At 65.2% G+C, this 14,791-nt stretch carries 16 protein-coding genes; 4 read left to right on the forward strand and 12 right to left on the reverse strand.

Features of this window, described 5'->3' with window-relative positions; translation table 11 throughout:
* Positions 1–139 precede the first annotated feature (139 nt).
* The 10 genes from nusB to IVB46_RS21495 all read right to left on the reverse strand — a co-directional run bounded on the left by nusB (position 140) and on the right by IVB46_RS21495 (position 7,385).
* Positions 140–637 carry a transcription antitermination factor NusB gene (gene nusB, locus IVB46_RS21450; RefSeq protein ID WP_063982855.1) on the reverse strand — a complete coding sequence of 166 codons (498 nt, stop codon included), beginning with the start codon at positions 635–637 and terminating at the stop codon, positions 140–142.
* A 2-nt stretch (positions 638–639) separates the two neighbouring features.
* Complete coding sequence (gene ribH, locus IVB46_RS21455; RefSeq protein WP_166342075.1) at positions 640–1,131, reverse strand: 6,7-dimethyl-8-ribityllumazine synthase; 492 nt, start codon at positions 1,129–1,131, stop codon at positions 640–642.
* A 186-nt stretch (positions 1,132–1,317) separates the two neighbouring features.
* Positions 1,318–1,926 (reverse strand): riboflavin synthase, encoded by a 609-nt coding sequence (locus IVB46_RS21460; protein WP_247302053.1) that lies wholly within the window; start codon positions 1,924–1,926, stop codon positions 1,318–1,320.
* Positions 1,926–3,074: a bifunctional diaminohydroxyphosphoribosylaminopyrimidine deaminase/5-amino-6-(5-phosphoribosylamino)uracil reductase RibD gene (ribD, locus tag IVB46_RS21465; protein ID WP_247302055.1), complete on the reverse strand. Its 1,149-nt coding sequence runs from the start codon at positions 3,072–3,074 to the stop codon at positions 1,926–1,928. The genes IVB46_RS21460 and ribD overlap by 1 nt, the downstream gene beginning before the upstream one ends.
* On the reverse strand, positions 3,071–3,553 hold the full coding sequence (nrdR, locus tag IVB46_RS21470; RefSeq protein ID WP_007603426.1) for a transcriptional regulator NrdR: 483 nt from the start codon (positions 3,551–3,553) through the stop codon (positions 3,071–3,073). Before nrdR ends, ribD begins: the two co-directional genes overlap by 4 nt.
* A 15-nt stretch (positions 3,554–3,568) precedes the next feature.
* Positions 3,569–4,867 (reverse strand): serine hydroxymethyltransferase, encoded by a 1,299-nt coding sequence (glyA, locus tag IVB46_RS21475; protein ID WP_247302057.1) that lies wholly within the window; start codon positions 4,865–4,867, stop codon positions 3,569–3,571.
* 285 nt (positions 4,868–5,152) lie between these two features.
* Positions 5,153–5,374: a hypothetical protein gene (locus tag IVB46_RS21480; RefSeq protein WP_008131709.1), complete on the reverse strand. Its 222-nt coding sequence runs from the start codon at positions 5,372–5,374 to the stop codon at positions 5,153–5,155.
* A gap of 37 nt (positions 5,375–5,411) precedes the next feature.
* Complete coding sequence (locus IVB46_RS21485) at positions 5,412–5,636, reverse strand: hypothetical protein (protein ID WP_247302058.1); 225 nt, start codon at positions 5,634–5,636, stop codon at positions 5,412–5,414.
* A gap of 199 nt (positions 5,637–5,835) precedes the next feature.
* A complete protein-coding gene (locus IVB46_RS21490) occupies positions 5,836–6,354 on the reverse strand; it encodes a MarR family winged helix-turn-helix transcriptional regulator (RefSeq protein WP_011087797.1) in 519 nt (172 codons plus the stop codon).
* Between the two features lie 527 nt (positions 6,355–6,881).
* Positions 6,882–7,385 (reverse strand): DUF6163 family protein, encoded by a 504-nt coding sequence (locus IVB46_RS21495; protein WP_028155097.1) that lies wholly within the window; start codon positions 7,383–7,385, stop codon positions 6,882–6,884.
* A gap of 138 nt (positions 7,386–7,523) precedes the next feature.
* On the opposite strand from IVB46_RS21495, the gene hemB reads away from it, so the two are divergent.
* The 3 genes from hemB to IVB46_RS21510 all read left to right on the forward strand — a co-directional run bounded on the left by hemB (position 7,524) and on the right by IVB46_RS21510 (position 10,307).
* On the forward strand, positions 7,524–8,585 hold the full coding sequence (gene hemB / locus IVB46_RS21500; protein ID WP_247302108.1) for a porphobilinogen synthase: 1,062 nt from the start codon (positions 7,524–7,526) through the stop codon (positions 8,583–8,585).
* A gap of 275 nt (positions 8,586–8,860) precedes the next feature.
* The gene (locus tag IVB46_RS21505; protein ID WP_071913216.1) at positions 8,861–9,400 is read left to right on the forward strand and encodes an RDD family protein; all 540 of its coding nucleotides are present in this window, start codon (positions 8,861–8,863) and stop codon (positions 9,398–9,400) included.
* 130 nt (positions 9,401–9,530) lie between these two features.
* On the forward strand, positions 9,531–10,307 hold the full coding sequence (locus IVB46_RS21510; protein WP_014494765.1) for an arginyltransferase: 777 nt from the start codon (positions 9,531–9,533) through the stop codon (positions 10,305–10,307).
* Positions 10,308–10,437: 130 nt separating this feature from the next.
* Here IVB46_RS21510 and IVB46_RS21515 read toward each other — a convergent pair whose 3' ends face one another.
* Positions 10,438–11,790, reverse strand: coding sequence for an Nramp family divalent metal transporter (locus tag IVB46_RS21515; RefSeq protein WP_063982850.1), 1,353 nt, complete (start codon positions 11,788–11,790; stop codon positions 10,438–10,440).
* Positions 11,791–11,956: 166 nt separating this feature from the next.
* Between IVB46_RS21515 and IVB46_RS21520 the strand changes: the two genes are divergently transcribed.
* Positions 11,957–13,201: an MFS transporter gene (locus IVB46_RS21520; protein WP_135215699.1), complete on the forward strand. Its 1,245-nt coding sequence runs from the start codon at positions 11,957–11,959 to the stop codon at positions 13,199–13,201.
* On the opposite strand, the gene IVB46_RS21525 is transcribed toward IVB46_RS21520, so the two are convergent.
* On the reverse strand, positions 13,198–14,682 hold the full coding sequence (locus IVB46_RS21525; RefSeq protein ID WP_247302060.1) for a PLP-dependent aminotransferase family protein: 1,485 nt from the start codon (positions 14,680–14,682) through the stop codon (positions 13,198–13,200). The genes IVB46_RS21520 and IVB46_RS21525 overlap by 4 nt on opposite strands.
* Positions 14,683–14,791: the final 109 nt, after the last annotated feature.

Below are 14,791 nucleotides of genomic sequence, written 5' to 3' on the forward strand. Positions count from 1 at the left end.
CCACTGTCATCGCCCGGCTTGACCGGGCGATCCAGTACGCCGAGACGCTCGATGTCAATAACCGCTGCCGCGGCGTACTGGATCACCCGCTCCAGTGCGCAAGTGCGCACAAGGCGGGTGATGACAGCGGAATGTGTAACTACCCCCGCCCGAACTCGTCGCCGCGGAACTGGCGGCCGATCTGGTCGAGCACGGCGTTGACCATGCCGGTCTCCTCGCGGTCGACGAAGGCATTCGCAACGTCGACATATTCTGACACGACGACGCGGCCCGGCACGTCCTTGCGATGCTGGAGCTCATAGGCCCCTGCCCGCAGCACCGCGCGCAGGATGGCCTCGATCCGCTTCAGCGGCCAGCCCTTCGACAGCGCCTCGTCGATCAGGGGATCGAGCATCTTCTGGTCGCGCACGACGCCGGAGACCACGTCGCGAAAGAAGGCCGCTTCCGCCGGCAGGTAAGTATCGCCCTCGACCTCGTTGCCGAGCCAGTGGCTCTCGAACTCGGCAAAGATGTCGTTGATGCCGGCGCCGGCGATGTCCATCTGGTACAGCGCCTGCACGGCCGCGAGCCGCGCCGCACCGCGCCGGTTCGCTTTCTTCTCGGTGCCAGCCGGCGGCTTTTTGCTGTGATCGGCCATGATCAAGCCCGCGCCAGCCGGCGCTTGATGCGCAGCATCGCAAGCGCGGCGCGCGCGGCATCGCCGCCCTTGTTGAGCTCGCTGGCGCGCGCCCGCGCCCAGGCCTGCGCCTCGGTGTTGACGGTGAGGATGCCGTTGCCCAGCGGCAGCTTTCGCGAAACCGCAAGATCCATCAGCGCGCGCGAGGATTCCTGCGAGACGATCTCGAAATGGATGGTGTCGCCACGGATCACGCAGCCGAGCGCGATCACCGCGTCATAGGGCTTGCCGTTCGCCGCCGCGGCATCGATCGCGATGGCGACCGCCGCCGGGATTTCGAGCGCGCCGGGAACCGTGATGACGTCATGCGTCAGACCGGCCGCCTTCAGCTCGGTCACCGCGCCGTCCAGAAGCGCATCCTGGAGATCGTCATAGAACCGCGCCTCGACAATCAGCGCGCGTGCGCCGGAAATGTCGGTCTGGTCCTTCAGGGGTGCGCGTCGCGCGTCTGCCATCGTCTCAATCCGTTCTACAGAGGTCGGCGCTATGTAGTCGCCGGACGCATGTAAGCCAAGTTCAAAAGACACTGTCATTCCGGGGGCGATGCGAAGCATCGAGCCCGGAATCTCGAGATTCCCCGGTGCGCAATTGCGCACCTGTGGTCTGGTCCTTCGGACCATCCCGGAATAACGGCTCCGCCGTCACTTCATTTCCGTCAGCCGCGCGGCATAGCGGGCCATCAGGTCGACCTCGATATTGACCTCGGCGCCCGCTTTCCAGCCGCCGATCGTCGTGACCGTCAGAGTATGCGGGATGATCAGCACCGAAAAGGTCACGTCTCTCACCGTATTGACCGTCAGCGAGACGCCGTCGAGCGTGATCGAGCCCTTGGTGGCGATGAAGCGCGCGAGCTCCCGCGTGGTCGAGAGCTCGAACCGCGCCATATCAGGCAGGTCCTCGCCACTGACGAGGGTGGCGACACCGTCAGCATGGCCGGCGACGATATGGCCGCCGAGCTCGTCGCTAATCTTGAGCGCGCGCTCGAGATTGAGCCTCGTGCCGACCTTCCAGTGCTTTGCAGTCGTCAGCGCCAGCGTCTCGGCGGCGGAATCGACGTCGAACCAGGTTCGGCCGCCTTCGACGCCGGAAGCAACCACCGTCAGGCAGACGCCGTTGCAGGCGATCGAGGCGCCGTCGGCGATGGTGGTCTGATCGTAGCGGCAAGCGATGCGCAGCCTGTGCAACTGGCCCTGCGCTGTTGGCGTGAAGCCGACGATCTCGCCGATATCGGTGACAATGCCAGTGAACATTACGAGCGCTCGTAGATGGTGAGAGTATCCTTGCCGAATGTCTCGCTAGCATGAACCTTATAGGCCTGCGACTGCGTGATTTTCGACAGGGGCAATGCATCGAGCGCATCGACGCCGCCCGAGCCGACCTCTTCCGCTCCGCGGAACAGCCAGATCTCGTCGGCGAGGTCGGCCGCGACGAAGGACGCCGCGACGCGGCTGCCGCCCTCGACCATCAGCCGCGTGATGCCTTTCTCCGCCAGCACATGCAGCACGGCCGAAAGATCAAGCCCGGAAGCGTTTCCTGGCGGTACGCGGATGATCTGAGCGCCGGCCGCTCCAAGCCGCGTGGCGGCGGCGGCTTCCGCAAGCTCCGAGCCGATCACCCAGAGCGGCGTCTCCCGCGCGGAACGACCAAGCTGGCTCGCGGCCGAAATGCGCAGATTCTGGTCGAGCACGACGCGTATGGGAGAACGCGCTTCCATGCCCGGCAGGCGACAGTTGAGCTGCGGATCATCCGCCAGCACCGTGCCGATGCCGACCAGGATGGCGTCGCTCTGGGCGCGGAGCAGATGCACGCGATTGCGCACGGCCTCGCCCGTGATCGCAAGGGGCTTGCCGCCAGCCGCACCGATCTTGCCGTCAGGCGAGACCGCGAGCTTCAGGATCACATGCGGGCGCTTGTCACGGATGCGGCGAAAATGCCCGGCATGGTCGAACGCGGCCTCCGCCGCGCACAGACCCACATCCACCGTGATGCCGGCGGCGCGCAAGCGCGCATGACCCTGGCCCGCGACTTCCGGATTGGGATCCTCGATCGCCGCAACCACCCGCGTGATGCCGGCGGCGATCACCGCGTCTGCGCAAGGCGGCGACTTGCCGAAATGCGAGCATGGCTCCAGCGTGACATAGAGCGTGGCGCCTCGCGCGGCCTCGCCGGCCCGGCGCAGCGCTTCGGGCTCGCCATGCGGTCGCCCGCCTGGCTGCGTCCAGCCGCGGCCGATGATGACCCCGTCTTTGACGATGACAGCGCCCACGGCAGGATTGGGCCAGGTGCGCCCCTGCCCGCGCTTGCCCAGCGCCAGCGCCAGCTGCATGAAGCGGCGATCGGCGTCCTTGGACTCGCGGGCCTTCTGCGCGAACTGATCCTCCAGGATCCGGAAGATCATTTGCGGATCGCGGCGAGCCGCGCTTCCTCCTCACCGGAGAGCTCGCCGAGCACGTCGGCGAAATCCTTGGCCTCGCGGAAATTGCGATAGACCGAGGCAAAGCGCACATAGGCGACGTCGTCGAGCGTGCGCAGATGCTCCATCACGGTCTCGCCAATCACCTCGGAGGAGATCTCGGCCTCGCCGCCGGTCTCGAGCTCGCGGACGATGGTGGAGACCATCTTCTCGACCCGCTCCGGCTCGACCTGCCGCTTGCGCAAGGAGATCGACACCGAGCGCATCAGCTTGTCGCGGTCGAACGGCACGCGGCGGCCGTTGCGCTTGATCACCGTGAGCTCGCGCAACTGCACGCGCTCGAAGGTGGTGAAGCGGAAATTGCAGGCGACGCACACGCGACGCCTGCGGATCACGGAAGAATCCTCGGTCGGACGCGAGTCCTTTACCTGCGTATCGAGACTGTTGCAGTTCGGGCAGCGCATCCGTGTACCTTGACCTTACTGATAGATCGGGAACCGATCGGTGAGCGCCTTGACCCGCTCCTTGATCGCGGCTTCGACCAGCGGCGCCTTGCCGTCGTCGGACTGCGCGATCGCGTTGAGGACCTCGGCGATCATGCCGCCGACCTGCTGGAATTCGGCGACGCCGAAACCGCGGGTCGTCGCCGCCGGGGTGCCGAGACGCAGACCCGAGGTGACGAAGGGCTTTTCGGGGTCGAACGGAATGCCGTTCTTGTTGCAGGTGATGGCGGCGCGGACCAGCGCCTTCTCCGAGACGTTGCCCTTCAGGCCCTTCGGCCTGAGGTCGACCAGCATCAGATGGTTATCGGTGCCGCCGGAGACAATATCGAACCCGTGGCTCTTCATCGCCTCGGCCAGCGCCTTGGCGTTCTCGACGACGTTCTTCGCATAGATCTTGAAGTCCGGACGCAGCGCCTCGCCGAAGGCGACCGCCTTCGCCGCGATCACATGCATCAGGGGCCCACCCTGCAGGCCCGGGAAGATCGCCGAGTTGAGCTTCTTGGCGAGCGCCTCGTCGTTCGAGAGGATCAGGCCACCGCGCGGACCGCGCAGCGACTTGTGCGTGGTGGTGGTGGTGACGTGGGCATACGGCACGGGCGAGGCATGGACGCCGCCGGCGACGAGACCGGCGAAGTGCGCCATGTCGACCAGGAGGTACGCGCCGACGCTGTCCGCGATCTCGCGAAAACGCTTGAAGTCCCAGGCGCGCGAATAGGCCGAGCCGCCGGCGACGATCAGCTTGGGCTTGACCTCTTCGGCCTGCTCGGCGACCGCGTCCATGTCGATAATCTGGTCCTCGCGGCGCACGGTGTAGTGCGCGGCCTTGAACCACTTGCCGCTCATGTTGACGGGCGAGCCGTGGGTGAGATGGCCGCCGGCCGCGAGGTCGAGGCCCATGAAGGTGTCGCCGGGCTGCAGCAGCGCCAGGAACACCGCCTGGTTCATCTGGCTGCCGGAGTTCGGCTGCACGTTGGCGAAGTTGGCGCCGAACAGCTTCTTGGCGCGATCGATCGCGAGGTTCTCGGCGACGTCGACCCACTCACAACCGCCATAGTAGCGCGCGCCCGGATAACCCTCTGCGTACTTGTTGGTCATCACCGAACCCTGCGCTTCCAGCACGGCACGGCTGACGATGTTCTCGGAGGCGATCAGCTCGACCTCATGGCGCTGCCGGCCGAGCTCGCCCTTGATGGCGGCGGCGATTTCCGGGTCGGCCTGGTCGAGCGAGGCGGTGAAAAACGAGTCGGGCGCGGAGGCGGTTCTGGCTGAGGTCATCTTGCGAATATCTCCACCGCCGCAGCCTTTTGGCGGGCTACGGGCGGTCTGGTGTGGCGATCGGAAGCGGCGAGCGCGATCTACCACATCACCCGCCCCCGGCCAAGTATTTGCGGGTCGGGCCTGATATTTATGCAAGATATGGTGGGGATTGAAGGATCCGGGCGAGAGGACGGCTCCTTGAACAGTCCGCCCCGATCAGTCTTGAAGGGTCCGATTTGGACCTTAAAATCTGGACCTTGAAATCCGTGCCGGCGCCGGCCGATGCGGGCCGAACCTGCCCCCCTACAGCCCGGTATACCCCGCCTTCACCGGGTCGACGCTGCCGTCGAGCTGGCGCAGATAGGTCAGTCCGCACACCGTCAACCTGTGGGTGTCCTTCTCGCCGGCTTCCATCAACGTATTGAGATAGTTCGTGACCTTGGCCCGCGCCTCCGCGCTCGCCGCGGACGTGCGGTTCGCGAGCAGGTCATAGGTCTGCATGATGCGGTCGATGGCAGCTTCCATGGCATCCTCTGGTTCTGTCGAATTTTGGGAGTTTTGATCAGGCAACCGCGCGGGCCTCGAACCGGCCAATGGCCTTGTTGGCGAGCCTGATCTTGTTCAATTCGCCGTGCTGGAGCAGCTTGATGATGATCTCGAGCAGGCTTTCGTTGGTGACCAGCGTGTCGGGAATCGCGCCGGAGCGGCGGAGGTAATTCGCTGCGATGGCATAGGCGTCGCTCACGAGTTCGACGTTCATTGCCTGAAGCCCGCGCTCGACCAGCATCGCATCCTCCGATCCGCAGTAACAACTGCGGTGCGGGGAACTGGTTCCCCCTGGCCGGCAATTATTTCGCAGTCGCGAAACGACAAAACGCACCGGTCCGGGGCAGAGCCGGGCCGGCGCGCTTGGGGAGGTCAGGCACGTTCGGGAGGCTTGCCGGTCTTGTTGCGGGCCGGCTTGGCCAAGTCCCGTCGCAAAGAACTCAGAGACGATACAGGATCTGGTCGGTCCAGAACCGCTCGAGGCGGTGCAGCGACTTGTTGAGGGTCGAGAACTCCTCGCCCGAGATGCCGCCGACCTGCTCCACCGTCTTGACGTGCTTCTGGTAGAGGGAGTCGACGATGCGGCGGACTTCCTGGCCCTGCGGGGTCAGGCGGATGCGCACCGAGCGGCGATCAACGCGCGAGCGCTGATGATCGAGGAAGCCGAGCTCGACGAGCTTCTTCAGATTGTAGGAGACGTTGGAGCCAAGATAGTAACCGCGCGTGCGCAGCTCGCCCGCGGTCAGCTCCTTGTCGCCGATGTTGTAGAGCAGGAGCGCCTGGACCGAGTTGATGTCCGCACGGCCGCGGCGATCGAATTCATCCTTGATGACGTCGAGGAGCCGGCGATGCAGCCGCTCCACCAGAGTCAAAGCTTCCAGATAGAGCGACTGCACCGAACCCTGCTGGCCGGAGACGCGCTCTGCGGTATCTGCCGCAGTTGCGACGGCTTTCATCATGACACTTCCCCTGTTGTCGTTTTTATCGACACTCATTCGACGAAACTTGTGCTCCGTCTGATAGGTGCAACTTAAGGGGGGCGTTTGAAGATCGGCTTAAATAAGAGAATAAAGAGATCATGAATTTAAGACAGTGAATTGCGGATTAAGCCTGTGTCACAAGGGCTTTTCGCAACCGTCTGTTGACCCTCGCAAGGTCCTGTTCACCCTCCGTCCGCCACCTCTGTCGCATTCCAGTACAGGGCCGCCCCGTTTCGAAACGGGCGCGTAAGAGCTGTGGCGGAACGCACGGAGTCAATGAAAAGTTACCTCGAATTTTAGGCAACGAACGGTCAACCAAGCCACGACTTCGGAAATGCCGCTCTCGTGTCCCGGACAAGCGCAGCGAAGCGGAGCGCAGAGCCGGGACCCAGAAGCCGCAAACGAGATCGTGGAGAGCTGGGCCCCGGCTCAGCAGCGCATCACTGCGTGCTGCGCTGCGTCCGGGGCACGAGAGAGTGTGAGTGTGCGTTGAAATCGCAAGCGCGCTACGGCGGCCGCTCGCGCGCGGCCATCCAGGCGAGCGCGAGATAGGCGGCGAGCATGAAGGCTTCGACACCGACGACGATCAGGCTGCCGCCGTAGATGCCCGGGAACATCAGTTCGATCACCGCCATCGACACCACGGTCGTCAGCCAGACCACCGCGCCCCAGGGCGTCGCAAGCCAGAGGCCGACCGCGGCAACGAGCTCGATCACGGCGAAATAGACGGTGGCGGCCTGCCAGGCCATCGACTGGTTCTCGAACGCCTCGTCCTCACCGCCGACGAAGCCGGTGACCTGGGCCCAGTGATAGAGGCCCTTCAGAATCGACAGCAGCGCCATCACGCGCAGGAACAGCACGAGCCGGCGCGTCCAGACATTGTCGTCGGACTCGGGGCGCTCCGACGAGATCGCCGCCACCGACATCGCGTTGTCTCTGGCGTTGTCTCTGGCGGCGTCCCTGGCACTGGCGCCGTCGCGGGCCGCATCGCGGGTGGAGATCTCGGACATGGTCCCCTTCTGGCTGCTTCGCCCCGCAAAATCAATCGGCTGCCCGAGTGACTTCAATTTTGCCTTGCGGCAGGTCAAGCCGCGGTGGCGGGAACCATGCGAGCTGGTATAAGAATAATTCCAGCCGGAGGAAGAATGATGGCGATCAAATACGGACGTCCGATCGAATTGCGCGAGGTTTCGCGCCGGGATGGCGCCAGTGCCTCCCCTGCCCTCGATCTGACCGTCCGCCCGCGCCGCAACCGCAAGGCCGAATGGGCCCGGCGCATGGTGCGCGAGAACGTGCTCACCACCGACGATTTGATCTGGCCGCTGTTCCTGATCGACGGCGACAACAAGCGCGAGCAGATCGCCTCGATGCCGGGCGTCGACCGCCTCAGCGTCGACCAGGCCGTGCGCGAGGCCGAGCGCGCCATGAAGCTCACCATCCCCTGCCTCGCGCTGTTTCCCTACACCGACCCGTCCCTGCGCGACGAGGAAGGCTCCGAGGCGACCAATCCGAACAACCTGGTCTGCCAGGCGGTGCGCGCGATCAAGAAGGAGTTTCCTGACATCGGCATCCTCTGCGACGTCGCGCTCGATCCCTTCACCAGCCACGGCCATGACGGCCTGATCTCCGACGGCAAGATTTTGAACGACGAGACGGTCGCGGTGCTGGTGCGCCAGGCGCTGGTCCAGGCCGAAGCCGGCTGCGACATCATCGCGCCCTCCGACATGATGGACGGCCGCGTCGCCGCGATCCGCGAGGGGCTGGACCGCTCAGGTCTGCTCGACGTGCAGATCATGGCCTATGCGGCAAAGTACGCCTCCGCCTTCTACGGCCCGTTCCGCGACGCCATCGGTTCGGCCAAGACGCTCACCGGCGACAAGCGCACCTACCAGATGGACAGCGCCAACACCGACGAGGCGCTGCGCGAGGTCGACCTCGACATCTCCGAGGGTGCCGACATGGTGATGGTGAAGCCCGGCATGCCCTATCTCGACGTGGTCCGGCGCGTGAAGGACACGTTTGCGATGCCGACCTTCGCCTACCAGGTCTCCGGCGAATACGCGATGATCGCAGCGGCCGCCAACAATGGCTGGCTCGACGGCGAGCGCGCGATGATGGAGAGCCTGTTGGCGTTCAAGCGCGCCGGCGCCGACGGCGTGCTCAGCTATTTTGCGCCGAAGGTGGCGGAGAAGCTGCGGAGCCAAACGTAAGGCATCGCAGGGTGGGCCAAGCGGCTTGTCCGCCGTAGCTCGAAGAGCGAAGGCGGAAGCGTGCCCACCATGCCAGCTAGCGATCGCGGAACGATGGTGGGCACGGCGCTAACGCGCCTTTGCCTACCCTACGACGCCCTCCCTGAACGACAGCGGTAACAGCCCCGCCCCCGAATTGCCGGAATATTTCGGCTTGTTGACGCCCGCACGCCCTTGGCACGGGGATGACTTGCTCCCATGTCCTGCCACGGGAGTTTCCCTTGGGAGAACGGACTATGTCGTATTCGGACTCGGGCAATGCCTGGCGCAATGACGGCGCCATGCAACCGCACGCCTACGATCCCTATCTGCACCCGGAATTGTTCCGTGGCGTGGCAACGCGGCGGGCGTTCGCGTTCCTGATCGACATGGTCGTGATCTCCGTTCCCGTGATCCTCGGCTACATCTTCATCGCGCTGTTCGGCATCGTCACGCTCGGCATCGGCTGGGCGCTGTTCTGGCTGGCCTGGCCGGCCTCCGTTGTTTGGGCGATCGTCTATTACGGTGCCTGCATCGGCGGTCCGTCGTCCGCGACGATCGGCATGCGCCTGATGGATCTGGAGTTGCGCACCTGGTACGGCGCGCCCGGATATTTCGTGCTCGGCGCCACCCATGCCGTGCTGTTCTGGGTGACGGTCTCGTTCCTGACACCTTTCGTGGTGCTGGTTGGGCTGTTCAACGGCCGCCGGCGCCTGCTGCATGATGTCGTGCTGGGAACGGTCGTGATCAACAATTCCGTCCGCGCGCCCGTGCCGCAGGCGGCAAGGACCTACTGAGAGCCTGATGATCAAGAACCTATCAACCAGGACCGACTAAACTGAGTGATCTGACCTGCCGAGTAGACCGATTGACCAGGGGCCTTCGTAGCGCGATGCTGATGCCCACTTTGGAGGCCCACGACGTCCCTTGACCCAGCACTCGCGCGACACCCCCCAATTTTACCTCACGGCGCCCTCTCCCTGCCCGTATCTGCCGGGCCGGCATGAGCGCAAGGTGTTTACGCACCTCGTGGGGGAGCGCGCGGGCGACCTCAACGACCTCCTGACCCATGGCGGGTTCCGCCGCAGCCAGTCGATCGCCTACCGGCCGGCCTGCGACCAGTGCCGCGCCTGCGTTTCCGTCCGGGTGGTCGCCAACGAGTTCCGCCCCTCCCGCAACTTCCGGAAAGTCATCGCGCGCAACGCCGACATCATCGGCGAGCAGCGCAGTGCGGTGCCGACCTCCGAGCAATATTCGGTGTTCCGCGCCTATCTCGACTCCCGCCACCGCCATGGCGGCATGGCCGACATGACCGTGCTCGACTACGCCATGATGGTCGAGGACAGCCATGTCGAGACCCGCATCATCGAGTACCGCAAGCGCGGCCCCGACAGCGGCATCACCGGCCGCGGTGAGGAGCTGATCGCGGTGGCGCTGACCGACGTGCTCAGCGACGGCCTGTCGATGGTCTATTCGTTCTTCGAGCCGAGCCAGGTCAGTCGGTCGATGGGCACCTTCATGATCCTCGACCACATCGCCCGCGCCCGCCGCCAGGGGCTGCCTTACGTCTATCTCGGATACTGGATCGAGGGCTCGAAGAAGATGGACTACAAGGCCCGCTTCCTGCCGCAGCAGCGCCTTGCGCCGTCAGGCTGGCTGCGCATCGATGCGCAAGGTGACGCGACGTCAGAGCCGCAGGATTAGCTCGCTGTCATGCCCCGGCTTGACCGGGGCATCCAGTACGCCGCGGCTTCTCGGCTCAATCACAACCGTCTCTGGAATACTGGGTCGCCCGGTCAAGCCGGGCGACGACGGCGGTGTGTTGGGCGAACACTCACCCGAACAGCGTATCCACCAGCAACTTCACGTTCAAAATCACGATGATGCCCGCGACGATCCACGCGATCGCGGCGACGTATGGCGGTATCGCGAACTTCCCCATCTTGCGCCGATCCGAGACGAAGCGCACCAGCGGGATGACGGCGAAGGGCAGCTGCATCGACAGCACGACCTGGCTGAACACCAGCAGATCGGCCGTGCCGCGTTCGCCATAGATCGCGGTGACGACGATCACCGGAACGATCGCGATGCCGCGCGTCAAGAGGCGGCGCGCCCAGCTCGGCAGGCGCAGGTCGAGAAACCCTTCCATCACGATCTGGCCGGCGAGCGTCGCTGTCACCGTCGAGTTCAGGCCCGAGGCGAGCAGCGCAATCGCAAACAGCGTCGAGGCGATACCGAGGCCGAGCAGCGGCGACAACAGCTCGAAAGCCTGGCCGATCTCGGCGACGTCGGAATGGCCGCTCTTGTGGAAGGTCGCGGCTGCCACGACGAGGATCGCGGCATTGATGAACAGTGCCAGCATCAGGGCGATGGTCGAGTCCGTCGTCGCCCATTTGATCGCTTCGCGCCGGCCGGTGTCGTTGCGCTCATAGGCGCGCGTCTGCACGATCGAGGAGTGCAGATAGAGATTATGCGGCATCACGGTCGCGCCGATGATGCCGATCGCGATGTAGAGCATTTCCGGATTGGTGAAGATCTCGGTCTTCGGCATGAAGCCGTGCAGGACTTCCGCCATCGGCGGCGCCGCGGCCACGATCTGGACCACGAAGCAGACCGCGATCACGACAAGCATCGCGATGACGAACGCTTCGAGAAAGCGAAAGCCGCGGTTCATCAGGAGCAGCAGCAGGAACGCATCGAGCGCGGCAAGCAGCGCACCGCCGATCAGGGGAATGCCGAACAGCAGTTTGAGCGCGATCGCTGTGCCGATGACCTCGGCGAGATCGCAGGCGATGATCGCCGCCTCGCAGGCGAGCCAGAGCAGGAAGTTCACCGCCGGCGAATAGGTCGCGCGGCAGGCCTGCGCGAGGTCGCGGTCGGTGACGATGCCGAGCCGCGCCGCCAGCGACTGGAGCAGGATCGCCATCAAATTCGAGAGCAGGATGACCGAAAGCAGCGTGTAGCCGAACTTCGACCCTCCGGCGAGGTCGGTCGCCCAGTTGCCGGGGTCCATGTAGCCGACCGAGACCAGATAGCCGGGGCCGACAAAGGCGAGGAATCGCCGCCACCACACCCCCGCCGTGGGGATGGCAATCGTGGCGTTCACCTCGGCGAGGCTCTTGGTAGCAGGCGCATCAGTGCGCCAGCCGGCGGCATCTTGGGTCAAATCGGGGGAGCGGGCATCCATATCAGCAGAATACCGAAGTCGAAGCTTATTGCAACTCATTTGCAACTGCATCTAGCCGATGAGGTCCCGACGCGGCGGTTATCCGCCGCCCTGTCGGGAAGCGGGTGGGTTTGGCCGTCCTCGGGGGCGGATACTGGCGCCAGCACGACTTTGCAGGAAATGCGCCATGTCAAACCCGCTTCGCCTCCCCGACACCTTCAACCGCCTCGCCTGGTCCAACCTGGCGGCGCAATCGGCCGAGCAGATCGCGCTGGCCGCGGCCCCCATCGTCGCCGTGCTCACGCTGGGTGTTGCGGAAGGCCAGACCGGCCTGCTCCAGACCGCCCTCACCCTGCCCTTCGTCCTGTTCGCCATTCCGGCCGGCCTGCTCGCCGACCGCATCTCCCGCCGCTCGCTGATGGCGGGTGCCGAAGCGCTGCGTGCGGTCGCGCTCGCGGCCATCGTGCTGCTGCTCACACTTGGCGCGCTCAATTTGCCGCTTCTCGCTCTGCTCGGCTTTGCCGCCGTATGCGGCACGGTCGTCTACAGCGTGGCGGCGCCGGCCCTGGTGCCCTCGCTGGTGAGCGCGGAGCTGTTGCCGTCGGCAAATGCCCGCATCGAGCTCGCCCGCACCATCGCCTTTGCAAGCGGGCCTGCGCTCGGCGGCGCGCTGGTCGGCTGGTGGGGTGCGAGCCCGGCCTTCGGCTTTGCCGCAGCGCTCTCGGCCATCGCCGTCGTGCTGCTCTCCGGCATCTACGAGCCCACCCGGACGCCCTCGCCGCGGCGCCATCCGTTCCAGGACATCCGCGAGGGCGCGGCCTTCGTGTTCCACCATCCGCTGCTGCGGCCGGTGTTCATCACCCAATTCATCTTCAACACCGGCTGGTTCCTCCAGATCGCCGTGTTCGTGCCCTACGCGGTACGCCATCTCGGCCTGACGGCCGCAGGCGTCGGCACCGTGCTGACGATGTACGGCGTCGGCATGGTGATCGGCGCGCTGTTCGCCACGCGCGTGATGAAGCGCATCGCTTTCGGGACGGTGGTCGGCCTTGGCCCGGTCACGGGTTTCGTCGCTGCGGTGGTGATGGCGCTGACGGTGCTGGTCCCCTCGCCCTGGCTCGCCGCCTTGAGCTTCTTCCTGCTTGGCGTCGGGCCGATCCTGTGGGTGATTTCGACCACGACCCTGCGCCAGTCCGTGACGCCGCCGCGCCTGCTCGGACGCGTCTCCGCCATCAACATCATGAGCTACGGCGCCCGCCCGCTCGGCTCGGCGCTGGGCGCGATCGTCGGCGGCCTCTGGAGCGCGGAGGCCTGCCTGTATCTCGCAGCCGCCGTGTTCGGCGTGCAGGCGCTGGTGATCTGGCTCTCTCCCGCCGTGGCGCTGGATCGGCAGCCGGCCATGGTGGGGGACGAGGTGCCGGCGCGGTGCTAGTCCGGTACGCAATCAGCGGCGATGGCCCGCGCCAATCGGGCAACCGCCGGCGCAATGGTCTGCTGCGGGTAGCCGCTAAAGCCCAGCATCAGCGCCGACTGCGCCGGCGCCTCGATATAGTGGCGGCTCATCGCGCGAACGGTGACGCCGTGGTCGCGAGCGGCCCGTTCGATCTTCACGTCGGAAAGTCCCCGTCGCGTGTAGGCAACCAGGTGCATGCCCTGATCCGGCGGCTCGACCGACAAATGGTCGCCCAGGCGCCGCCTCAGTGCCGCAACGAGGGTATCGCGCTGGCGGCGGTACACTTCCCGCATTCTGCGGATGTGGGCTGCGAAATGCCCCTCTTCCATGAAGGCCGCAGCAACGGACTGGCAGAGGCTCGACGGTTGACGGTCGATCAGATAGCGCGCGGCAACGAAATTCCGCACCAGCGGGTGTGGTAGCACGGCGTAGCCAAGCCGCAATCCGGGGAAGAGCGCCTTGTTGAGAGTTCCGACGTAAATGACACGGCCGGCCTCATCCAGGCCCTGGAGCGAAGCGAGGGGACGGCCGCCGTAGCGGAATTCGCTGGCGTAATCGTCCTCGATGATCCAGGCGCCGGACTCGCGGGCCCAGGCGAGAAGTTCGAGGCGGCGCGCCATCGACAGGGGAACGCCTGTCGGAAACTGGTGCGAGGCCGTTATGAAAACTGCGCGCGCCTTCGGGGCGCGGCGGATCCCTTCCGTGACGTTGACGCCGTGCTGGTCAACCGGGATGGCGCAAACCTTCGCGCCTGACGCAGCGAGCGTAAGACGGGTCAGGGTATAGCCGGGGTCTTCGATCCAGACCTCCTTGTCCGGCCCGGGCATGACACGTGCGACGATGTCCACGGCTTGCTGCGTACCGGCGGTGATCACGATCTGGTCGACCTCGCAGCGCACGCCGCGTGCGGCCCGAAGATAGTCGCAAACCGACTTGCGCAGCTCCAGCAAGCCACGCGGATCGCCATAGCCGAGATGATGTCGCTCAAACGATCGCAGCGTGCGCGCCGTGAGTTTGCGCCACAATTCGGCGCTACGTGCATCCAACAGCGTGCGACCCAGGTTGAAGGGACGCTCGTCATTTTGCGTCGTCACATCGACGAAATCGCCGAGGCCGTGAAAGGAGGCCGCGCCTGCCGCGGCCGGTACCGCCCGCGTCTTGCGGCCATGAGGCGCTGCAAACGGTTCAGGCAGATCGGACGCAACGTAAGTCCCCGCCCCCTTCCTGCCGAAGGCATAACCTTCGGCTAGCAGCTGCTCGAAAGCCGAAACAACTGCGGTACGCGAGACGCCGAGCTGCGCCGCAAGGTCGCGCGTCGAGGGCAACTTGGCCGCCGGACGAAGCGCTCCGGACAGAATTGCCGATCGTAGCTCGAGGTAGATTTGGCGGAATACCGGCGCCTCCGCCGTGCGGTCGACGCTGAAGGAATAGAGTTCTGCCCAGCTCTGCCTGCTCTTCACGGGTCCTCGTCCGACAGGGTGAGCCGCACGTCGAGAAGTGGTATGCCGCAATAGGACCAAGTGGACCTTTGCTCAAGACCACTATTTTTCTATCCTGTTTCGGATAACA

It is taken from the genome of Bradyrhizobium sp. 61, assembly GCF_023073075.1.
Classification (GTDB): Bacteria; Pseudomonadota; Alphaproteobacteria; order Rhizobiales; family Xanthobacteraceae; genus Bradyrhizobium; species Bradyrhizobium barranii.